Origin of the sequence: Arcanobacterium wilhelmae, assembly GCF_029632765.1 — a bacterium.
GTDB lineage: Bacteria > Actinomycetota > Actinomycetes > Actinomycetales > Actinomycetaceae > Arcanobacterium > Arcanobacterium wilhelmae.
Genome location: NZ_CP121247.1, coordinates 344616 through 368261, shown reverse-complemented (window position 1 = coordinate 368261; position 23646 = coordinate 344616). Strand labels below are relative to the sequence as shown.

The 23646-nt window shown below is 55.8% G+C and carries 15 protein-coding genes and 1 tRNA gene; 3 read left to right on the top strand and 13 right to left on the bottom strand.

Annotated elements, in window-relative coordinates:
* Positions 1–92: 92 nt before the first annotated feature.
* Genes P8A24_RS01590 through P8A24_RS01570 form a run of 5 tightly spaced genes read right to left on the bottom strand, consistent with a single transcriptional unit; the run spans position 93 to position 8950 of the window.
* Positions 93–1637, bottom strand: a complete 1545-nt coding sequence (locus tag P8A24_RS01590; protein WP_278059059.1) for a glycosyltransferase family 4 protein — start codon at positions 1635–1637, stop codon at positions 93–95.
* 3 nt (positions 1638–1640) lie between these two features.
* Positions 1641–2621 (bottom strand): glycosyltransferase family 2 protein, encoded by a 981-nt coding sequence (locus tag P8A24_RS01585; protein WP_278059057.1) that lies wholly within the window; start codon positions 2619–2621, stop codon positions 1641–1643.
* Complete coding sequence (locus tag P8A24_RS01580) at positions 2618–6784, bottom strand: CDP-glycerol glycerophosphotransferase family protein (protein ID WP_278059055.1); 4167 nt, start codon at positions 6782–6784, stop codon at positions 2618–2620. The genes P8A24_RS01585 and P8A24_RS01580 overlap by 4 nt, the downstream gene beginning before the upstream one ends.
* Before the next feature lie 52 nt (positions 6785–6836).
* Complete coding sequence (locus P8A24_RS01575) at positions 6837–8171, bottom strand: Gfo/Idh/MocA family oxidoreductase (protein WP_278059053.1); 1335 nt, start codon at positions 8169–8171, stop codon at positions 6837–6839.
* Positions 8172–8224: 53 nt separating this feature from the next.
* Complete coding sequence (locus tag P8A24_RS01570) at positions 8225–8950, bottom strand: SDR family NAD(P)-dependent oxidoreductase (protein WP_278059050.1); 726 nt, start codon at positions 8948–8950, stop codon at positions 8225–8227.
* A gap of 350 nt (positions 8951–9300) precedes the next feature.
* On the opposite strand from P8A24_RS01570, the gene P8A24_RS01565 reads away from it, so the two are divergent.
* The gene (locus P8A24_RS01565) at positions 9301–10053 is read left to right on the top strand and encodes an ABC transporter permease (protein ID WP_278059048.1); all 753 of its coding nucleotides are present in this window, start codon (positions 9301–9303) and stop codon (positions 10051–10053) included.
* Positions 10050–11027, top strand: coding sequence for an ABC transporter ATP-binding protein (locus P8A24_RS01560; RefSeq protein ID WP_278059046.1), 978 nt, complete (start codon positions 10050–10052; stop codon positions 11025–11027). The genes P8A24_RS01565 and P8A24_RS01560 overlap by 4 nt, the downstream gene beginning before the upstream one ends.
* A 195-nt stretch (positions 11028–11222) precedes the next feature.
* Here P8A24_RS01560 and P8A24_RS01555 read toward each other — a convergent pair whose 3' ends face one another.
* The 8 genes from P8A24_RS01555 to P8A24_RS01520 all read right to left on the bottom strand — a co-directional run bounded on the left by P8A24_RS01555 (position 11223) and on the right by P8A24_RS01520 (position 22574).
* On the bottom strand, positions 11223–12269 hold the full coding sequence (locus P8A24_RS01555) for an LCP family protein (protein WP_278059045.1): 1047 nt from the start codon (positions 12267–12269) through the stop codon (positions 11223–11225).
* Positions 12270–12873: 604 nt separating this feature from the next.
* Positions 12874–16380, bottom strand: coding sequence for a transcription-repair coupling factor (gene mfd / locus P8A24_RS01550; RefSeq protein WP_278059043.1), 3507 nt, complete (start codon positions 16378–16380; stop codon positions 12874–12876).
* 250 nt (positions 16381–16630) lie between these two features.
* Positions 16631–17215 (bottom strand): aminoacyl-tRNA hydrolase, encoded by a 585-nt coding sequence (pth, locus tag P8A24_RS01545; RefSeq protein WP_278059041.1) that lies wholly within the window; start codon positions 17213–17215, stop codon positions 16631–16633.
* 294 nt (positions 17216–17509) lie between these two features.
* Positions 17510–18142, bottom strand: a complete 633-nt coding sequence (locus P8A24_RS01540; protein ID WP_278059039.1) for a 50S ribosomal protein L25/general stress protein Ctc — start codon at positions 18140–18142, stop codon at positions 17510–17512.
* Between the two features lie 391 nt (positions 18143–18533).
* Positions 18534–19835 carry a hypothetical protein gene (locus P8A24_RS01535; RefSeq protein WP_278059037.1) on the bottom strand — a complete coding sequence of 434 codons (1302 nt, stop codon included), beginning with the start codon at positions 19833–19835 and terminating at the stop codon, positions 18534–18536.
* 465 nt (positions 19836–20300) lie between these two features.
* The gene (locus P8A24_RS01530; RefSeq protein WP_278060150.1) at positions 20301–21293 is read right to left on the bottom strand and encodes a ribose-phosphate diphosphokinase; all 993 of its coding nucleotides are present in this window, start codon (positions 21291–21293) and stop codon (positions 20301–20303) included.
* A gap of 94 nt (positions 21294–21387) precedes the next feature.
* A complete protein-coding gene (locus P8A24_RS01525; RefSeq protein WP_278059035.1) occupies positions 21388–22449 on the bottom strand; it encodes an NTP transferase domain-containing protein in 1062 nt (353 codons plus the stop codon).
* Positions 22450–22503: 54 nt separating this feature from the next.
* Positions 22504–22574, bottom strand: a tRNA-Gln gene (locus tag P8A24_RS01520).
* Between the two features lie 250 nt (positions 22575–22824).
* Between P8A24_RS01520 and P8A24_RS01515 the strand changes: the two genes are divergently transcribed.
* Positions 22825–23448: a TetR/AcrR family transcriptional regulator gene (locus tag P8A24_RS01515; RefSeq protein WP_278059033.1), complete on the top strand. Its 624-nt coding sequence runs from the start codon at positions 22825–22827 to the stop codon at positions 23446–23448.
* The last annotated feature ends 198 nt before the right edge of the window (positions 23449–23646 follow it).

Sequence of the window (23646 nt, the reverse complement as noted above, 5' to 3'; positions counted from 1 at the left end):
ATGTCCCCAAAATTCCTTGAAAGAATGACAGATTCCCACTGCAAACCTTCAAGATCACTTAAACTACCACAAAAATCAGTCGATACCGCAGCTCATTGTGCACTCGCTTCATTATCATCAGTAATATCCAAAGCAATCAAAGATAGCCACTTATTTCTCCACACTTTGGGTGAAAATCGATGCGAAGCGTCAATCGCCGCCTGTGAGAGTCGACTAAATTCACTAACGTCCGAATAAAGGGAGCAAATTTTATCCGCGATCCCCTCCGGCGTACCGTCGGTGATAAATCCATTCACTCCATCATCAACTATCTCGACAGGACCATAGAGTGTGGGACGCGTAATAATCGGAATTCCTGAAGAGAATGACTCCAACATCGTCAGAGGAACCCCCTCGAATTCTGAATTCGCCAGTAAGCAATCAGATCTGTCATACCATGAATACACGTCTTCGTCCCAACCACGGAAAATGACCGAGTCGCCGAGCCCCCGCTGTTCGACCATTGCCCGCAAACTGGAGTCTTCCGGTCCACCGCCAACAATGTTGAACTTTAGGTTCGGCAGAGTTTCAAGCGCCTTTTCTACACCCAGAATTAACGTCCCCACACCTTTCACAGGGGCCAGTCTCCCCACGAATAACACTTCGTAGAAAAAATCATGCCGAGCTTTTACATCACGAATATCCACCATATTCGTGATCGCCCTAGAGTTTCTGTCAGTCCATGCAGGATACAAGCTCCTGAGATCACCCAATTGGGCATTAGTTAGACACGCAATCTTCTGTAGTGCGCCTCGAGGCTCTGAATAATATTTAGCCCATCCCCGAAGTTGGTTCTTGGAATCCCCAGAACCATCTCCGACAAAGTGAGTGTTATGTATCATCCCAATACCGTTTATACCATTGGAATCGGGCATCAATGTGATCATTGGAACCGTTGCGGGTTCATCAGAAATCACTGTTACTTCTCCGGGGAGTCCCCGCAAAAACTCGCGCAACATCCAGGCACGCATCTCATGAAATCCCGAAAACAGTTGAGCTTTTCCTGTATCATTATTAAACAAGGTGCATCGATATGAATAATTCGACACTGTCTTCCACGCACTATACAAGAGTTCGCCGCGTGTTGTCAGCACAGTCTCGAACTTCTCGTTCCACTCACTGTCACGATAAACAGCTCGTCGTGGCCGAGAAAGAGCATCGTACTCAACCGTCTTCAAACATAGTTGAGGCGATTCATGCGAATGAATATCCGACGAAATCCTCGTTCCGTTCTTCCGGTATTTTGTCAGCCCCAGGAATTTTCCGGAGATGTCGTAGTAACGACGAACGAGACCTTCCTTTTCCTCTGCAACTAATGCGCCGTCACCTGGATCAAAGGAGAACTCGGGATCTCGCCCGCGTATTGAGTACCCAACATAATCATCATCAAAAAGCGCATGAACCTTCACCCCCTCAGGAATAAACCCATCCCGTTGCAAGCTTGAAAACACCGAACAGGCATCAAACTGCAATCCAGTAATAACTACCCAAATCTCTTCATCGGTGTATTCTTTCAAAACTTCAAGCCGCTGATACATAACCCGAGTTAGACCGCCACGACCATACCCGACCGAATCCATCAATTGAACAATTGCCACGAGCTACGCCTTCCTCAACCGCATGTTAAATTTTTGCCGATCGCCACGAATCGCGAGTCTAATTAAGTCGTGCCGCTTCGCTGGCCCACCAGCGATCGATGAGCTCGGCGCATTTGCGGCAATATCGCGGACGCCTTCACAGAGAATTAGCCAAAACGCCCATGACGCTTGCGGGACAACCCGATAGTACCACCATAGATCTTCGTTGAGCGCCTTGCGGTACCAATATTCTTTGGTTGCTTCGTCGCCAGACGCTTGAATAACTTTTTCGGTTTCTTTCATCACGTGGAGCCGTTGCCCCAGATCATCCAGGCTCGTCTTATTTTGAGTAATCGAGCTAGCGTCATCGCGCTCGCGCCAGCGATAAATAATATCTGGGATCACGTCAAACGGTTCCCCACCGAGGTACATCTTGGCGGAAACTTCTTGATCTTCGTACAAAACGCCGACTGGAAACTCTCCAACCACACGCTTGAAGTAATCACGAGTAAACAGCTTGCTCCATGCGAAAACATTCCAGAGAATCGACGGGAACTGCTGCCCCGTAATACCGAGGCGCTCAACAGAATGCGCTTCCTCAACGAACCACGGGGCCCACCGACGCGTTGAGTTGAAGCGTTCAACACCGCCAACAACCATGCCCGAACCAGACTTTTGCATGGCTTCGTACATTCGCGAATACGCATGCGACGGAACTTGATCATCCGAATCGACGAAAGCGATCAAATCAGAGTCAGTCTGTTCGACACCCGTATTACGAGCCGCACCAAGGCCACCATTTTCCTTATGGATGACTCGGACTCGAGGGTCTTCAGTTGCAAGTTGATCTGCGATCATGCCAGTGTCATCCGGTGAGCCATCATCGACAATGACAACTTCGAAATTTGGGTAGTCAGATGTGAGTAAGGACTCCACACAATCGCGAAGATATGCTTCAACCTTGTATGCAGGAACAATTACAGCAAGGCTAGGAAATTCAGTCATTTCTCCACTCCTGTCACATACTGAATCAAATCGGACAGCGTGCTTGTCTCTGTAAACTCCGGTGTCGATGCATGAGCATCACTCATAGCAGCTTTCAAAGCCTGAGCGATTATTTCAGGATCGTCAGAACTGAGCATCGATAAATCCACAACTGGCAATCCCTGTAATCCCGCCCAATACGAAGCAACTGTATGGGAATTTCCATCGCTCAGGTTCACGATTGCATCAGCATGCACTATTTCATGAGTAAAAGGCATATTCGTCTCTTCGATCGTCAAATACTGAAGATCAGGCTGTGGGTATCGCCGCAACCGCTGCATGGCGGCCCCAGCGCCTACCACTGTAAGCCGAATCTGACGATCATGATCGGAATTGAGTATCGACAAAGCTTGATCGACTTTGGCCAAATCAATACTATCGCGAACCCCGCCGAAGGCATAAAAATCAAGGTGCCCATCAGAGCCGTTCTTACGCTCGACCGGTAACGGACTGTCCCCAGTGAGGAGCATTGCAGAATGGATTTCAGTAACTGCTTCGTCTATCCCCGCTGGAGATGGCGTGACGATTACATCATATTCACTCCAGAACTGCGCTGACGTCAGGAGATTACATTGTTGTTGCGCCCATTTAGGGTTCACATCTCGATTCAGGACCAGAACCCTGCGGGAATTTCGGAATCCGAGAGCCATGAATGCAGTCCAGAATATTGACTCCGGCTGCCACTCAATAACGATGTCAAAATCATTATCGGCAAACAGGCGCCTCTTTTCACGCAAAAGAGCATTTGAGTATCGAGAACGCTGGAAATCATTCAGAATTTGATCCCCCGCAGAATACAGCCGCTTGACGACGAGCTGCTCTTCCGGTTTGGCAACCAAGGCGCCCTTTCGTGGATACACGGAAACCTCTTGCGGAAGAGAATCAATCACAGACGCGAGAGTTTTATCAAGCCCCACTTCAAAGTGGTCGAAAACAAGCGTTACATCAAGCTTTGAATAATCAAGATCTTCCAGAAGCCGCTTCAGATTTTCGGATTCGTCGATCTTTGAGAATGTGGAATGGATCAATACCTTCTTCTTCCCCACACTTGGCGCTGTATTCACCCCCTGACTTTCAAGCATTTTCGAAATCAGACGTTCTGACACGTTGCCGTCATCTTGTGGCACATACCGGCGCTGCAGTTCATCCCAATCTGGTTGCTTGAACAACTCACCATCTACATACTGCTCAAGAGTATTGAGCAGGTCGGTGATCGAATAGACCACTAGCCCGGGGAATTCCTCAACCTTCATATTGAGGCCACGCTCTTCAGCATATTCCTCAGCATCATAGGTGTAGTAAATAACCGGACGTCCAGTAGCTAAGAAATCCACGCCGAGACTTGAGTAATCAGTGATGACGACATCGGCCATGTTCATCAACTCGTATGTTGAAATGTCTGAAGACGGCGCGTGAACGTCGAGAATCGAATCAGAAAGGATTTCCTGTGTCAAGGGATGCCCACGGAAAATTAAATGCCAACTACTAGAAGCTTGTAGCCGATCAAGATCAGACACCAGTTTTGCTCCGTCAAATTTCTTTGACTTCGAACTACCGCGCCATGTTGGAGCGTAAAGCACAACAGGCTTACCATCATCCGGAATGCCAAGCCGCGTACGGAGCACAACCCGGTTTTGAGTATTTTCTGGCGTCGGCGAAAGCATATCGTTTCGAGGGTACCCGACCGTTTCCGCTACACCCAACCCAATAAGATTCGATACCTGATAGCGCTTAGTCATAATTTCACTTGTGAAATCATTCGGCATAAACAGGTGAGTCGAATGAATAAAGTTACGGGCCACGTTTCCGTAATCGTACGGCGAATCTTTATCATCCTTGCCGAGAGCTTTTAGCGGAGTACCATGCCATGTGTTCACTGACACCTGTCCTTCGCGGTGCATGTACTCAAACGAGAATGATGCATTGTTCGTCAAATACTCAGCACACGCGAGAGCAAGCCAGTAGCCGAACGATTCGCGAGGAGTGACAACTGTATTCGGATCCTGGCGAACAACCAAAGGGATTTCCGCGCCTTGGTTCGCAACCCAAACATGGATCGCTTCCTCACATTCAGGACGCGAAATAGCTTCCGAGAACATGGCGAGCGGATTGCCGTCGAGTTTCTTTCCAAAATGCGATTCCCAAAGCCAGACATTCTTAAGGATAGGGAGCCGCTCGAACAACTCAAGATAACGGAACACCTTCAGCTGGCGCTTACCAGCTTTGGCAGTCTCATACAAAAATTGCGAAGGAATCTGTTGAGATGCATTAAAACACTCAAAGGCAAGATTGTCATCGCCTTTTGCCGCATATACGTAACCCAACCCATGGAAAACATCAGCGCGAAACTCCACCATCGAAAGTGCCATCGACCAGAGAATCCTGAGTGATTGATCCCAATCCTGACTTTCGATAGCTATTCGGAGCTCACGGAAAGAAACTTTCACTTCTTGAGCTTCGGATTTGACGGGGTCAGAAGTATGCATGATCCTCTTCCTAGCTTTCGAAAGAAAACTTAGCCCCTCTGAATCGACCGTCGTCCGGAGCGCCGACTTTTCGGAGGGCTCGTCCCCGATGCCGTCTTCATTATCCCTACCAGTCAAGCCAAGCTCTCGGGCGAGAAAATTGTCGTAGTCAAATTTTTCCCAAAACGGAGCGAGTGTTCTAAGGCATTCTTGACGATCTTGGAAAACCTTCCATTGAAGAAGCCCCGTACGCAATCTCGCGATCGTCTGTCCACCATCCAACGCTCCAGATTCGATGTACTCATAGAGCGCTAACTTTGGGTTGCCCATCTGTTCAGCCACAATTCCAGCACGGAAGTGGGGGTGCGTCTGATCAGCGAGTGCGGCAGCAACGACCGCAGTTTCCATGGCAACGTCAGGAACTCCCTGAGTGACAGCAACGCGTTCCGTCCGGTCCCACCATTTCCAGTCTGAATTCCCACTACTCATATCCTTCATCGATTGCTCAAAAGCGAGCTGGGAGTATCCCAAATCGTTGAGAAGGTCACGCAAAGACAATGTTTTCGCTTTACGCGCATCCAACTTCAAGTTGATGGATTCGAATGTCTGTTCTCGGACGCCACCAAGCAATTCAATTTCTGCGCGAGCTAGATCTTTTAGACTTGTTTCGTTGAGGCGATCAAACACATTGGGGTCGTCTGCCAGATCAAGGATCAGGCGAAAATCTCGAGCATCGGCTGCAAGCTGAATCAGCTGAGCAAGGTTTGAATTGGAAAGCAAGGATAGCTGCTTCATTTCAGTTACGAGATCAGCTTTGGTCAACAAACTGACCGGGTTCAACCCTGCAGTTCTTTCGGAGCGAATTTCACTGATTTCGAGTAAGTGCGGAGCAAGCATTTCCGCAGCATCGATATCGAGCCGAACAAGCTCTTCTAGCACCTCTGTCTTAAAATCAGAATATACCGCCAGCTTAGAGATTTTCGTGCTCGCGAGCGAGTGTAGCTCTTTCAAAGCCGCAATCGGGTGCCCATTATTGAAATTCGCTACCGCAAGTTCATAATGTGTCAGCGGCGCATCAAGAGAGCCAACAAGCTTCAGCGCAGAATTTGCGATCAGGCGGGCGTCATGCTTGTTCCAACGTTCAATGTAATCTCCAAGTAGCTCGTCATCGAGCTTCAAATTATCGACAATCTCCTTGAAAAGAATAGCCTCATCAGTAACTTCCGCAGTTTCGACGAAAGAATTACGGAGAATTATCGAAAAATAGCCAGCCCCGGTAGCCAACTTTAACTGTTCTAGGCTCATTGATGGAACTGGATGGGCTCTTTCCTTCAACTTGGTAGCTTCGTCGATACGACGGCAAATCATCTTATTCAGATACTCATACCATTCCCGATTTGCACCCAAAGAATCGACATCTTCGATCGTCGACAAAACCTCATATGCGCGTTCATAATTTTCTGCAGAAGCGTAGGACTCAGCGAGTTTCAAATTGACAGGTACGGTACGCCTCGAAGGAACGATCGACTCGAGCGCCTGCGCCGCATCCTCATATGCACGGGCGTCAAACTTGATATTCGCTTCTCGGATCAGGGCAGCATCACCACCGCTAGCGCCAATGGCGCGTGCCAAACCACCAAGCAATCGCTTCGTACTCATCACAACAGTCTCTTTCTCTAGATCTCACACAAGCTACTGGCCGAAACAACGGTCACAACAAATCGGATTTTCGCGCCTGCTCTAATAACTTCACTGTGGCAATCGACTCCTCCGGCTTCCATTTGAACGACGTTAGTTTGCCAGCACGGATCGCCTTCACAAACTCCGCCAATTCGTACCGGTACCCGGAATCTTCGAATGGATAGAAGAAGTGGCGATTACGCCGCGTATCCTCATACCGAAGTTCAAAGTTATCCGTGAGCCACCATGGTGCTGGCATATACAGATAGCCCTGTGTTCCAGAGACCACCAGATCACCTTCCGATTTCACGCCAATTCCGACAGTCGCCGTCGCGATAGCGTGTGGATACTTCAGTGAGATGCGCGCGAACGTATCAACACCCGATTCGCTCTCCCGGAACACATCCCAGCTCGCTGATTCGTATTCAAGACCTAGCAACTTGAAGATTGCCATCAACGGATAGGTGCCCATCTCAGAAAGGGCCCCGCCGTCGGGTGCCTCAACCTCACGGCCATCATGAATGAGTTTCGTAAACGTGGCGTCAACGGCTTTGATTTTTCCAATGCCACCACTGCGGGCCATCTCCACCATGCGACGGAAGCCAGTGAAATAGGCAGTTTTTGCAGCCTCAAGAAGTACGACTCCACGATCTTTCGCCAAATTGTAAAGCTCTACTGCTTCGTCACCGTGGAGCGTGATCGGATTCTCCACCAGCACATCCTTACCTGCTTCGATAGCTTCTTTGGCATACTCGTAATGAGTGCCGTGGGGCGAGGCGATGTAGACCGCATCAGATTCTTCGATGATCTGTTGCGCACTCGACGCGGGCTGCGCGAGCTCCATCTCCTGAGAAAGCTCGAGCGCTTGCTCAATATCGCGAGAATACAAGCCGAGGATCTGCACGCCCGAAACTCGCCACGATTCTTTCACCATACGACGTGCGCTACGCCCAGCACCGATAATGCCGAGCGCAAGCATTCCATCTTCCACGCTACGAAGCTGAGTGGAAGAAATGCCCTTCGTGCGCTCAAGATAGACCACCTCGCAGTAGTCACCCAAGTAATCGAACTTTCCACGCCAATCTGAGCCGATGGCAAAAATATCCACATCGTACTTCTCGATGTCGTGGATCTTCTGCCCCTCGTATTCCTCCACCACGATCTCATCAGCCAGGCCGGTTGCACGCACATTCGCCACACGCTGGAGAAGCTTATCGTGAACATTGAGCTTGCCACGCTGGCGATCGTACGAATCTGAGGTGACGCCAACGATCAACTTGTCACCGAGCGCCTTAGCCCGCTCCAAGAGGCGACGGTGCCCCTCATGAAGCAGATCGTAAGTTCCGTACGTGATGACCGTGGTCATTAATTACTCCTCGTGCGTGAATCGGATGTCGAATTTCTCCAATGGAAAAGTTTCTACTTGTAAGAATACCCGCCATCGATCACAAGTATCTCCCCGTTCATGTACGGGTTTTCAAGCAAGAAAGCATAGGCACCAGCAACTTCCTCCGGAGTGCAGAAACGCCCGAGTGCCGTTTTCGATTCAATACTTGCTCGGATTTCGGCTGGCTTATCCTTCTGCCACTCGGTATCAACAAAACCCGGGGCAACACCGTTCACGCGAACCCCAAACGGGGAAAGGAATTTCACGAGATTCTTCACAAGCGCATGTGTGGCGGATTTCGTCACGCCATATGCGAGAGAAGTTCCGTGTGGGTGAACTCCCATGAGAGAACCGGTGAAGACCACCGATGCACCCTTCGGCAGTTGCGGCGCGATCTCCTGGAGGAAAAACGTGGGAAAGTGGATATTTGCCGCGAAAACATCCTCCCAATGCTTCGGATCAATTTGCCCAAAATTCTCACGCAGAGTAACACCGGCATTGAGCACAACTGCACACAACTCCGAGACACGACCACCGATCAGGCCTACGAGATCGTTCGCCGCCGTAGGCGAGGTTTGGTCAACTTCAAACATCTCCACCGAGGGAGAACCCGCTTCCTCAAGTAGTGTTTTACTCTCCATAGCGCGGGCTACATCATGGCCGTAGGTGACAAGCAGGGAATAACCCCGGCTCGCGAGCATGCGAGCAACCGCGTACCCAATGCCCTTCGACCCACCGGTGACGAGTGCGTATTCCACTTCAGTGTTCCCTTCTGTGCGTTATTCCAAGAATACTGGAATTCGTGGCGACGATGCAGGCGATGAATTGCCCGCACTGCAGGGACCGTCTCTCCTTCTAGAGCAAGCGCTTCGTTTATGCAGGTAACTACCTCGTTACCGAATACAAAATCCGTGCAGGCAATTCGGTAGAATCTGTTCAGATTGAACGAAGGGAACATTGCATGGAATCCGAGCAACACCCGGGCACTTTGAACAGTGGAGCCTCAGAGCCAAAGCGAGTGACTGCGAAAAACTTTCAAAAGCTTGGCATTCGCCCATCTTTCGGCGAATATATTCAGCAAGTACTTGCACGCAGGCATTTCATTATCATGGAATCCAACGCTCGCGCGTACGGCACCATTAAAGATACCTTCCTCGGGCAGGCGTGGCTCATCGTGGACCCATTCCTCCAGGCGGCGGTGTACTACTTCATCTTCGCCGTCGTGCTTGGTTTCTCCCGAGGCCACTCGAACTTCGTTGGTTACCTTGTCGTCGGCATTATCTCGTTCACGCTGCTCTCAAAAAACCTCGATTCAGCAGCTTCTGTGATGGGCGCAGGGCGCGATCTGGTCCGAACCTTCCATTTCCCCAAATTCTCACTCGTAGCTGCCTACACACTGCGCACCTACATCGATTTTCTCCCCACTTTGGTGGCCATGCTTTTCTTCGTGATCCTGATGCCACCCCACTCGTATCCAACACTGAACTGGCTCTACATCCCGTTGATCTACCTGTTGGTAGCGCCTTTCTGTGTGGGTATGGCCTCGATCGTCGCAACTCTTACTACCCTTATCCCCGATATTCGTTTCATTATCGGTCTCATTTCACGCTTTTGGTTCTACGCCTCTGGCATTTTTTGGACAATCGAACAGTTCGCTGGCCAGCCCACGCTCCAGGACGTCATGCTCCTCAACCCTGGCTGGGTGTACCTCAACCTATTACGCGACGTGATCGTCTATAACAACACCCCCGCCCTGGATCAGTTCATCTACCTCGGGATCTGCTCACTGGGCATGTTCGCAATTGGCTTCTTCGTGATGTGGCGCAACGAAGAAAAGATGAGTAAGGCAATGAGCCGATGAGTGAAACAATGAACAACCCCTCCATCCCCGAAGCCGGGCGCACGCCGTCGATGGTGATCGAGCATGTCTCGGTCAACTACCTCACCCCGTCGGCAAAACCCGAAGACAAAAAGAACGCCCCGCTCATGCAACGCATCCTCGGAGCGCTCCTCGGCCGCCCACCCAAAATGTACGTGCCGGCCGTCAAAGACGTCTCATTCATCGCCTACGAAGGCGACTTCATCGGGCTCCTTGGCCAAAACGGCGCCGGAAAATCCACGCTCCTGCGCGTACTCGCCGGCTCCGAGCCGCCGTCGAAAGGCGCCGTCTACACTGCCACACGCCCATCGTTGCTCGGCGTGAACGGTGCACTCATGCCCGAACTCTCCGGCATCGAAAACGCCAAACTCGGCCTCCTCGCCCTCGGCTTTTCCCCCGAAGAGGCCGAAGCCCGAATCCCAGAAATCCTCGATTTCTGCGCAATCGGCGACGCCATCTACCGCCCGATGAAAACCTACTCATCCGGCATGGGAGCACGCCTACGCTTCGCAATCTCCACGGCAGCCCGCCCCGAGATCCTCCTCATCGACGAAGCCCTCTCCACAGGCGATTCCACATTCCAGCAAAAATCCGAAGAACGCATGAGCGAAATGCTCTCCGACGCCGGAACCATCTTCCTCGTCTCCCACTCCGCCGGCCTCATCGAAAAAATGTGCAACCGTGCGATCTGGCTCAACCAAGGCCAAATCGTCACCGACGGCCCCGCAGGCCCCGTCTCCAAGGCCTATCAGGCATGGGCAAAAGCGGTAGCAGATAAGAAGCCCGAGGAAGCCCAGAAGATCCTCGACAATGCTCGAACCGGCTTCGTCCCCCTCGAGGTCTCGCACAAAGACAAGAAGAAGAAAAAGAAGAAGAAAAAAGAAAAGAAAGCCCTCGAGCAAGCAGCTCACGCCGCACCACGCGGCTACCAGCCGCGCCACCTCACCGGCAAGTAACGAGTGGTGGACCGCCTTTGGGCGGTCCACCACCGCATATTCATGGCGTCACAGGTCAAATTGCACTCGCGCACTTTCACTCCAGTGACGCCCCACCCCGCGCACGCTGTAGCGAAAACGTGCACGCTGTAGCACAAACAAGCGGGGCACCCTCTCGGGTGCCCCGCCAGAGCAAAAATGAGCCTGGGACCGCGATCAGTTCACCGGCGCCGAATCCAAAGTCTTCAAATCCGCTTTATGAGATTCGATATACTCCGCTGCCTTATCCGACGCGAACGCCTTCGAAATCTCATCAAACTTCGGCTTATCCAGATTCACGATCGACTGCCCATCCGCCGAACGGCCAACACCCGTCACCGGAGCAGTCACAAAGTTAATCTTCGACGAATCCATCCCACGAAGCGAGAGCGCAAAACTCACCGCGTCCGTGGTACCGAACTTATCGTCAATCGCTACATACGGCGAAATCTGCGTGTACAGATCCAACGCCTTCGACGGGCTCGAGAACGCGCCCGATGCCAGAGTCTGCTTCATCACCGAAGAAAGCCACAGTTGCTGGCGGCGCACACGATCAAAATCGCCACCCGGCAGATGCTTACGCTCACGCACAAACGCCAGCGCCTCCTCGCCGTTGTACTTCTTCGTTCCCTCCTTCGACGTCATCTCAACGCCGCCAACCACATCCGTGATCTTCGAGAACGACGTGAAATCCACAACCGCCACATGATCGATCGGAATCTTCGTCAGCTGCTCCACCGTGGCGATCGTCAACGCCGGGCCACCATACGAGAACGCGGCATTAATCTTCGCGTTATCGTAACCCGGGATCGGAACCCACGAATCACGCGGGATCGACATGATGTTCAGCGACTTCCCGTCACCGGCGATCTGGGCAATCATGAAAGCGTCCGTACGCTGAGCACCAGCCTTCCACGCCTTCGGATCACCAGCCGAAATACGCGAATCCGAACCAAGCACAAGGAACGTGGTGGGCTTCGCCGAATCCTCATCCTGATGCTGCGGGCGCTCGCTCGCACCCTCAATATTCGAAACATCAGCGAACGGATTGCCCAACGTGTGCAACGCGCCAAGCTTGTTCGACAACCATGCGAACGCGCCAGCCGCGACAAGGAAAAGGACTAGAAACAGCGCACCCACAACCGCAAGCACGCGACGAGTTTTCTTACGCCCCTCTTTCGGCGATTCAAACTCCACTTCGACGGCAGCACCCGTTTCGCTCATAATTCTTCCTTCCTGGTAAACCAACCAGTGTGCGTTACATCAGGCCCCAAGAAAGCGAGGAGAGCTCCTGACAACCGTTCACTATATCAGCACACGCCCACCGTTCGATACGGTTCGATAGTATTTCGGACACTCATGTCGCACACGCAACAACTCACGCACCGGTGAGAAAAAACCGAACTGAGTAAAAAGTTGGCGGGCGCAGCCCCCACTGCGCCCGCCGGTGAGGATTGCTCTCGGCGCCTGTCGCAAATCATCGCGCCAGTAAATTCTGCGATCTACCCAATCGGAGTTGTGCCCTCTTTGATGCGTCCACACGTGCGAGGAGACGCCTCTTGGAAAGAAGTGTGCGTTACATCCGCACCAACAACTATAGGCGCGCATTCATTAAATTCCCAGCGAACTTTTTACCTCTTTTTAAACTTTTGGCGACGCCCACCGTAGCCGAATTGGGCACATCCGTTACGTAGAGTAATTCCAGTTTGAGAAGAATGCCAGGAATCACATGGGAAAACTACCCATGCACGCGCTATGGCGCCATGAAACTTTGCGACATCAAATGCAACAAATTACACATCAGTGGCACACTTCACAATCACGGCATTCAGGCTTCGCTCCCCGCCACCAAAATCTGGGAAATCACTGTGCGCACAAACTCCACAATCTCCTCATTCTCCACCGCAACCTGCGCGCCAAGCCGTGCACCACAGTCGTCGGGCAACGGAACCAACAACACGCGAGTAGCCGGCTTCGACAACGCCCGCGGATACAAACGCTTCAAACGCGCCTGGCGCGAATCCGGCAACTGAACCGGCGCGAACCGCACATTCCACCCCATCACCGTAATCTCCTCCAAACCCACACTCCGCGCAAGATCCCGCAAACGCGCAATCGCGAACAAGCGCTCCGCCGTCGCCGGCAACTCGCCATAACGATCCACCAACTCCGCACGCACATCCGCCCGCTGAGAATCCCCACGCGCCGCCGCAATCTTCTGATACGCCTCCAACCGAAGCCGCTCCGAAGAAATCCACTCCGTCGGAACATAAGCATCCACCGGAAGCTCAATACGCACGTCGCGAGCCGACGCCTCCTCCTTGGGCGCCTGCCCCGTAATCTCCGCAACAGCCTCACCCACCATACGCAAATACAGGTCAAAACCCACACCCGCAATATGGCCACTCTGCTCGCCGCCCAACAAATTACCCGCGCCGCGAATCTCCAAATCCTTCAGTGCCACCTGGAAACCTGCGCCCAACTCGGTATGCTGAGCAATCGTGCGCAGCCGCTCGATCGCCGTCTCCGTCATCGCCTTATCCGGCGGATACAAGAAATACGCGTACGCACGCTCACGCCCACGCCCCACACGCCCACGCAACTGATGCAACTGCGACAAGCCCAGCTTCTGCGCATCCTCCACAATCAGCGTATTCGCGTTCTGAATATCCAGCCCCGTCTCCACAATCGTGGTACACACCAACACGTCAATCTCTTTATCCCAAAACTGCTGGATCACGCTCTCAAGCTGATGCTCACTCATCTTGCCATGAGCCACGCCCACGCGGGCCTCCGGCACCAGCTCGGCCAGCTGCGCCGCCTTCTTATTGATCGTGGACGTGCGGTTATGGATAAAGAACACCTGGCCATCGCGCAGAAGCTCACGCTTAATCGCCGCCGCGATCTGCTTATTCTCCTCCCGGCCCACATACGTAAGGATCGGGTGACGCTCCTCCGGCGGGGTGGCCAGCTGGCTCATCTGGCGCAAGCCCGTCACCGCCATCTCGAGCGTGCGCGGAATCGGGGTAGCGCTCATCGACAGCACGTCCACGCTCGGGTAGAGCTGCTTGAGCGCCTCCTTATGCTCCACGCCAAAACGCTGCTCCTCGTCGATCACCACCAGCCCAAGGTTCTTGAAACGCACATCCCCCGTGATCAGCCGGTGCGTGCCCACCACCACGTCGATTTTGCCGTTGCGGATGCCGTCCTTAATCTCCTCAGACTCCTTCTCCGACTGGAAACGAGACAGGCCCGCCACCTTCACCGGGAAACCCGCGTAACGCTCCTCGAACGTCTCCAAGTGCTGCTGGACCAAGAGGGTTGTGGGCACGAGAACCGCCACCTGCATGCCGTCCTGCACAGCCTTAAACGCGGCACGGATCGCAATCTCCGTTTTGCCATAGCCCACATCGCCCGAAATCAGACGATCCATCGGCTCCGGGGATTCCATATCCCGCTTCACATCCTCAATCGTGGACAGCTGATCCGGCGTCTCCACGAACTCGAACGCGTCCTCCAGCTCACGCTGCCACGGAGTATCCGGAGCGAACGCATGCCCCTTCGTCGCCCGGCGCTGCGCATACAAACGCACCAGCTCCTTCGCGATCGTGCGGATCGCGGCCTTCGCCTTCGCCTTCGTTTTCGCCCAATCGGCGCCGCCCATCTTGTTCAGCGACGGCGAATCCCCGCCCGCGTAGCGCGTGACCTGATCGAGCTGATCCGTAGGCACCCACAGCTGGTCGCGCGGCGCACCACGCTTCGACGAGGCATACTCCAGCACCACATACTCGCGCTGCGTGCCGCCCGGGCCGCCGAGGCTACGCTTCGCCATCTTCACGAACTGCGCCACGCCATGACGCTCATGCACCACGTAATCCCCCGGCTTCAACGCCAGCGGATCCACCGCGTTCTTGCGACGCTTCGGCATCTTACGGGCTTCGGCTCCGGAGCCGCGCACCCGACCAAGCAGGTCTTGCGCACCGACAACGGCGAGGCGTGTTTTCTCGTTAATAAAGCCGGTTGCGATCGGGGCGGTGACGATATGCACGACGCCGGATGCGGGAGGAGTGTCCAGGTGATCCGCGGTGCGAGCCGGGACCTCGGCGTCGGACATCACATCCAGGAGGCGGCGGGCCAGGCCAGCGCCCTCCACCGTCAGAACCAGCGTGTAGTTTTCGCGCGCGAGGGCGCCAAGAGCCGCAACGGCGTCGTCTACCTTTCCCGCGAACTTCTGCGGCTCGCGCATGCCGAGCGTGACAGACGAATCGGTGGCGAAGCCGCCGAGAGTCCACCAAGCATGGCCCGCCTTCGTGGCACGGGCGCGCGTGTCCTCGATCGTGGAGAAAGACGCAGCATCCACCTGGATCGGCACCTCGCCGCCCGCCGCCGCCGACGTCCACGCCGCCGCAAGAAACTCCTGCGTTGTTTCAATCAGCGACTCGGCACGAGCCGCGATCCGCTCCGGCTCCACCAAGGTAATGCGGGAGGCCGGCGGAAGCTGGCTCACCACAGGAACCAAGCGCTCCAGCAGGATTGGGGCCAGGGATTCCATGCCCTCCACCGCGATGCCATTTGCAATCCGCTCGAGCATATCCGTTGCTCCCGGGAGCTGCGGGATCGCCGCAAGGGCGCGTTCGCGCACATCAGAAGTGATCAGGAGCTCGCGGCACGGGGGCGCGTAGAGTTCGTCCACGCCGTCCATCGAACGCTGATCCGCCACCGAAAACTGGCGAATCTCCTCCACCTCATCACCGAAAAATTCCACGCGCAGCGGATGCTGCTCCGTCGGCGGAAAAATATCGAGAATATCGCCGCGCACCGCGAACTCGCCGCGCGATTCGACCATATCCACACGCGAATACGCGGCCGCTACCAGGGCTTTCGTCAGTTCTTCCATGTCCGCAAAATCGCCCCCGCGCACGCGCACCGGCTCCAAATCACCCAGGCCCGGGGCGATCGGCTGAAGCAGCGAACGGATCGGAATCAACAGGTACTGAAGCGGGGAGAACTCGCTCGGGTGGGCCAAGCGGCGAAGCACCCGCAGGCGGTTCGCCACCGTATCCGAACGCGGCGAAAGCCGCTCGTGCGGAAGAGTCTCCCACGCGGGGAACACGTCGATCGCTTCGGCTGGAGCGAAGGCGCGTAGAGCGCGAGCCAACTCATCGGCGTCGCGGCCCGAAGCCGTCACGATCACTTCGAGGCGGTCCGGGGTCGCCACGGAGGCAAGGATCGGCACCGCGGCGCCACGGGGAGCAGCAATGTCGATCGCCTTCTGGGCGGCGACGCTCGCTAACTCGCCAGAATCAATCAGAGGCAAAATCGGACGCAAATCCATCGAACACTCATTTCAGCAGGTAATCGGGACGTTTTCGGAAAACCGGCGGGCGAGCATCACACTCGTCAGCGGCGGCGCTCGCCGCTGACGGATGGGCTACTCGCCGCGGTGACAATTTCGCCAACCTCAATCGATCTTTAGGCGTATATAGCGCTATCGCGCAATTTAGGTTGGCGAAAAAGCAGATGGATCAAGTATCAACGCGCTTGAACGATGACAAGGCAGGGTGCGCCCCCGCCGAAGAACACGCTCAGCGGGTGTGGAGGCGCATCGTGGCCTTCTCCAGGCCGTTCTCGATCACGTCAGTGACAGCGTCGGCTGCTTCTTCGATCAGGATCTCGAGCTCGGGCCGCTGGGACGCCGCGAAACGCGACAGCACATAATCGGCAGGATCCTGGCGGCCCGGCGGGCGGCCAATGCCGAAACGCATACGGATGTACTGCTTCGAGCCGAGCGAGGCCGTGATCGACTTCAGGCCGTTATGGCCTCCCTCGCCGCCACCACGCTTCAAGCGGAGAGTGCCGAAATCGATATCCAGCTCGTCGTGCACCACGATCAGATTCTCCGGCGGGATGTTGTAGTACTTGAGCAATGAAGACGTGGGGCCGCCCGAGGTGTTCATGTAACTCATGAGGGTCGCGAAAACCACCTGTTCACCGTCGCGGCCCGGGCCAACGCCGATACGGGTGGTGGCCTGCAACGTTTGGGTCTGCTTGTGCGCCGAAAGCGTGGCCCCAGCACGCTTCGCCAACGCCTCGATCACCATATGGCCCGCATTGTGCCGCGTACCCTCATACTTCACGCCCGGATTACCCAGGCCAACCACTGCAAACATTGTCCAATCCTTAGTCTTGTGGCGGAACCACACCCTGCCCAGCCGAAACCACTCTCACTCCGAAACCGGTTGGAACCACGCCTCACCACGAGAAGAATGAACCATCCTCACTCGCCGGACCTGGCGCATCCTCCATTGCCGCCGCAGGTGCCTTCCCCTACGGTTTGAGGAACGGCCGAACCGGGGTCAATTCTAGCGGGGAAAATGGGGGTGGGCGGAAAGCGTTCGCTTTCCGCCCACCCGAACAATCCACTACTACACCACAATCATGCGGGTAGCTCGCAGATCACAAAATCACTCGGCGTCGCCCTCAGCCTCAGCAGCCGGCTCGGCATCAGCGTCGCCAGCCTCGTTCGCCTCAGCCTCAGCCTCGAGCTCCGGATCAACCTGCGGCACAGCCACCACAACAACCGGATCCTCCGGATCCAGCTCGGTCTCAACATCCTCCGGGAACTTTACATCAGCGATACGAACGGTGGTGCCATCCTCGAGGCCCTCAACCGAAACCACGATCTGCTCCGGAATATCGATCACCGGTGCCTTCACCAGGATCTGCATGAGCTCAACGGTTGCCACAGCGTCGCCGAAGGGCTCGCCCTCGATAACAACCGGAACTTCAACCTCAACCTTCTCCTTCGCATTCACGCGAAGAAGATCAAGGTGCTCGATCTTGCGCGACAGCGGGTTCACCTGCTTGTCCTTGAGAAGCACGAGGTGCTTCTCGCCCTCGAGTTCCAGCGAGATCAGGGCGTTCGCATTGCCGCGCACAGCCATGTAGGTCTCGTGGTAATCGAGGGTCACGTGAAGAGGATCCACACCGTGACCGTAAACAACAGCCGGAACCTTGCCAGCCACGCGCATACGACGCGCGAAGCCCTTACCAAACTCAGTGCGCTTCTCACCAACGAGCGTGAGGCGATCTGCCATAATTACTCTCCTTCAAATCGGGCCACCCGGCGGGCGGCGAAACGGCCCCAGTACGGGCTAGGCCCCCGAAGGAACATAGACACCGCGTCGATAACGGAGCGTGAGCTCCCTCGCCGAGGCAACTTGTTTAGTTTACCCGCCTACAGGCGCGCAAGTAAAGCGAAAGCCTGGCCGCGGAGCGTGAGCCGGAACACCGACGTCGGGCACGGAAGGGGCCGCGAGGCGTGACACGGCCCAGCCCGTGCAACACCCCAATTCGCCCCACTACGGCAGATCACCGCCGCACACACGAAACCGTCTGTCCGAAATGAACCGGGAGGAGCTGTGGCTTCCGCCGCGGCCCCAGGCCAAGGACAATCACACGGCCGAAGCGAATGCTCACACAGAAAGATCAGTTCCCGCCGTCCACGCTCGTTGTATGACCATGCAGCACAGCTGAAGGGAATTCTTTTTGGTACAACATATAGCTCTCAATCGCTTCCGCATGTGGGTCTACAGCATCTCCGGGAAGCAATGATTGGATTGCGTCTTGCGGAAGTTTTCGGATCGGAGTCTCTGGAAGCAACAAGATCCATTTACTCCCAACGTTAGCAAGAGACCCAAGTGCCACTTCATTGGCGGGCTTCTCCCCATTTCGCGCGTCGTGCACCTTCGCTGATTCTAGGGTCAATTCGTAGCTATCCTCATCTATCTTCCGCGGCGACCCAAACTTCACATCAATATCGAAATTGGTAATATCGTCTCGTTCAATGTTATAAACACCGAAATAGGTGCCTGAAGCTTTCCCATCGTCACCGAAAGTTATTTCTCTACGAACCGGGAAACCCTCGTTGTTCTGGAAGAGCTTCCCCTTCAAATGGCCCAGCAACCGGTTCCCACTGATCCCCAGATCTGGTTCTACCGCCACGTACTCGGACAGCTTCGAGCCGAGTTCCTTCACAGCTCCACGATCTGCACGATCATGCCACGTCAGCTTCACCAGTTTCGCCTGAACCTCAGGCGTTAATTCAGGAAACTCAATAGCGAACAGGCGATCACGTTCAAGATTCCCCGCATTCACTGCGTACTGGCCATAGTGCTTCGGCTGATCGGGATTCTTTGCAACCTCCGCGATCTCTACAAGTTTGTTGTGATCCTTGTTGCCATAGAGTACATACCTCATTCCGTCAGGTTGCGATCCGAAGATTGCATCACCCTTAAGTCGGTTAACGCGCCCACTCTCAGGCGAAAACTGGTAGACCTGCACACCGTAATCACCAGATTCTTTCAGACGGTCACCGCCACCGTAGCCAGCATTGATCAACAACTCAGGCAAGCTATCGCCATTAATATCGACAAGCGCGTACGCAAATTCGTGCGGCGGTTCTGGATTCTCGTCGTACGTCCCCAGCACGCTGTGATTAAACCGAGATGGATCAATTTTATCCAGCACCTTGCTAAAGGCTGCCGCTGCGTCTTTGTTCGCGTCCGGGAACTGGGATGTTGGCACTTGAGCTTGCGTAGACTGCTCCACCACCGGCGTTGCGTTCGCAGCACCACCCGACGTCGGCTGCGCCACCGGCGTCGCCGAACTTACCGACCCCGCCGTCGCGCCCGACTGCGAACCCGAACCCGACAAGCGCCACACCAACAAACCAACCAGCACAACCAGCACAACAGCCAAGAGCGAGGCCACAACCTTCAACCACAACACACTCCCGCGCCCCTCGCGCGCGGTAGGCGGAACCTGCAGGTCTGCAGGAGCCGGCTGGGTGGGCAGGACGGGCGGGACAGACTGTGTAGGCGGGACTGGCAGGATTACGCCCGTCCCTAATTCGACGGCCGGCGAATTCGAACCCTCAACCGGCCCATCATTAACAAACTTCGGACCCTCTTCAGGCCCATCAGTACGTGGAAAATCATCACTGTGCATACCAAAAGCCTACCGCGCAAACACGCGGAACGTCCTGCGCTTGCGCGAGCCCCTATTCAGGACAATATCAGCTCTCTATTTAGGAAATTGTTGGCACTCTATTGATGAATTTGCAGGGGTTCTATTTGGGGTTTTGTAGAGGCTTGAAACTCACTCCTCGGAGCCCGCCCCCGCGTATCTCGCTCGAGCAAAGGGGAAGGCCGCGGCTTCCCGCCGCGGCCTTCCCCACGCTAAAACCCCGAGTGTTTACTTCTTCTCGGCGCCCTGCTCCTCGAAGAGCTTGGTCACAGAACCGTCATTGAACACTGCCGCGATGGCCTTCGCGATCACCGGGGCGATCGACAGCACCGTGAGCGTATCGAAACGCTTCTCCTCCGGGATCGGCACCGTGTCGGTCAAAATCACCTCACACGCACCCGAGTTCGCCAAACGCTCACGCGCCTGCCCAGAAAGCACACCGTGCGTGGCCGCGATAATCACGTCCTTCGCGCCAGCGTCCTTCACCACGCGCACAGCACCCGCGATCGTGCCCGCAGTATCAATCAGATCGTCCACAATCACCGCGGTACGGCCAGCAACATCGCCAACCACACGGTTCGAAGCAGTCTCGTTCGGACGCGTAATATCGCGCGTCTTATGCACGAACGCCAGAGGCGCACCGCCCAGGCGCGCAGCCCACTGCTCCGCCACCTTAATACGGCCAGCATCCGGCGAAACGATCACAGCATTCGACGCATCCACCTTGGTATGCACGTAATCGCACAAAGTCGGCATCGCAACGAGGTGATCCACCGGGCCATCGAAGAAGCCCTGGGTCTGCGAAGCGTGCAAATCCACCGACATGATGCGGTCCGCGCCCGCCGTCGTGAACAAATCCGCCATCAGACGCGCCGAAATCGGCTCGCGGCCCTTGTGCTTCTTATCCTGGCGAGCGTACGGGTAGGACGGCACTACAATCGTGATGCGCTTCGCCGAGGCGCGCTTCGCCGCATCCAGCATGATCAGCGCTTCCATGATCTGCTGGTTAATCAGCCCTTCGAAGGACTGAATAATAAACACGTCCGTTCCGCGCAGCGACTCCTCGAAACGCACATAAATCTCGCCATTCGCGAAGTCATACGCCGTAACGGGAACCAGATCAGTCCCGAGCGCCTTCGCTACATCGTGCGCAAGCGCCTGATGACCGCGGCCTGCGGCCACCACCAGGTGCTTCTCGCCTTTCTTGTGAATACCCGTCACATGGACGTCGTAGGGGCTTTCGGTTGTCTCTTCCGCGTTGGTCACGAAACTTCTCCCTTGGGAATCGCCGGCGATTGTTACCTCAACCCTCAGCCTACTCGGTTGCACCGCCTAGCACTGTGAAAGGCGGAACTTGCTCCGATTCCTTCACGGTGACGTTGCTCGCAACCACATGCGCAAGCCGCGCACCTGCGCCGACCTCCACATTTTCCAGCTGAGAATGAGGGCCCACATGCGCAAAAGCGCCAATATGGGTAGTGCCCGAAAGCACGGTGCCAGGCTCGACGACGGCGTCGGGCTCAAGCGTGACCTCGCAACCAACGTGCGTTGTGGCCGGGTCGATAATGTGGACGCCGGTGCGCATCCAGTGCTCGAGAATGCGGCGGTTCTTCTCCGCACGGAGCGTAGCGAGCTGCACGAGATCGTTCACGCCCTCGGCCTGGATGGAATCCTCGAGCACAAATGAGCCGACGCCGACGCCGGTTTCCGCCGCCTTCGCAATCAGGTCCGTCAAATACATCTCACCCTGCGCGTTATCCGTGCCAAGCGTACCGAGCGATTCGCGGAGGAACTTCGCATCGAAAATATAGGTGGAGGTGCCAATTTCGTTGATCGTGCGCTGAAGATCCGTGGCATCCTTCTCTTCCACGATCCCGACGATCGGGCCCGTAGCCTCCGGAGTACCCGCAACTTCGCTCGAGCCCGGGAAGGAATCACGCATGATACGGCCGTAACCGTCCGGATCCGGGACGCGAGTGGACAGAACAGTGACGGCGTTCTCGCCGTGAGCCGCAAGAAGATCCGCGAGCGCTTCGGTGGTAAACATCGGCGAATCGCCAGCAACGATCAGCACCGCGCCCTCAAGATCTGCCGGGAGAGCCTGCAAACCGCACCAGGCGGCGCGGCCCGTACCCTTCACGTCATCCTGATCGGCAATCAGCGCATTCGGCGCGATCTCGCCCAGGTGCTCCACCACGCGCTCGCGTTCGTGACGCACCACGAACACCTCGTGATCTGGCTCCAACCCTGCAACCGCGTGATGCATGTGCCCCACAAGGGAACGCCCATTCATGCGAAGCAAAACCTTCGGGATCGAGGACTTGATACGAGTACCTTTACCTGCGGCCAACACGATCGCGGCGCTGAGCTTTGCCACTTTTCCTCCCAGTAAATAGGCGTGTGCGGCGCTAGGCGTACACCTGCGCCGCAGTTCCCCCACAAGGATTCGAACCTCGACTAAGGGTTCCAAAGACCCGTGTGCTGCCGTTACACCATGGGGGAAAGCACCCCACTATTGTGCCAAAACTCGGCCCGCCGCGCCACCCCAGCACAATCACACCCGTGCAGAACTCTGTCAATCGGGCCAGGCGTTGCTGTATACGCAACGTCCAAGCGAACTGACAGAGTTACGCACCAAGCCCGTACTCACACACAACCCCCGCCCCGGCGTCGGCAACCCCACCCCGGCGTCGGCAACCCCACCCCGGCGTCGGCAACCCCTTGTGCACACCCGCGCTGGCATAATAGAGGCATGACGGAAAAGAAACGCCAACGGATGTCGCGGCTCGAGCGCCGCGAACAGCTCATCGGTATCGCACGCGCCCTCTTCGCGGGCCACGGCTACGACGCCGTGTCGATCGAGGAAATCGCCGCGAACGCAGGAGTATCCAAGCCTGTGATCTACGAGCACTTCGGCGGCAAAGAAGGCCTCTACCAGGTGATCGTGGACCGCGAAACGCAAGCCGTTGGCGCGCTCCTCGCGGATTCGCTCGGGCCGGACATCGCGCCGCGGGCCGCGCTCGAACGCGCAATCTACGGCTTGTTCGATTACATCGACGCCAACCCCGACGGCTTCTCCCTCCTGATTCATCAGTCGCCGAACGCGCGCGACGGCGCCGGTTTCTCCACGATCCTCTCCGATATCGGCGACTATCTCACGTCCCTCCTCACCCCGTATTTCACGCAGCTCGGCTTGAATGACGACGCCGCGCCACTCTACGCGCAGATGCTCGCCGGGCTCGTGGGGCTCACGGGCCAGCGTTGGGCGAGCGTGCGTGAGCCGGGCAAGCGCGAGCTGGCGGCCCACGTCGTCAATTTGATTTGGAACGGATTGCACGCGCTCGAGCGCGAGCCACGCCTGGGCACGATCGAGTAGCGCGCGGGCTCCCGACGCCGGGGCGCAAGTTGCGCCGACGACACGGTACCGACGCCACGACTTGACGCGTGCACAACTCCGTCAATCCGCTCAGGCGTTGCGCATATAGCAACGTCTCACGGATCTGATTGAGTTACGCACGTACTCGCCGAGCCGCACGCCGACGCCGGGCGCGGGCTTTCTCCTGGCCAGCGCCCT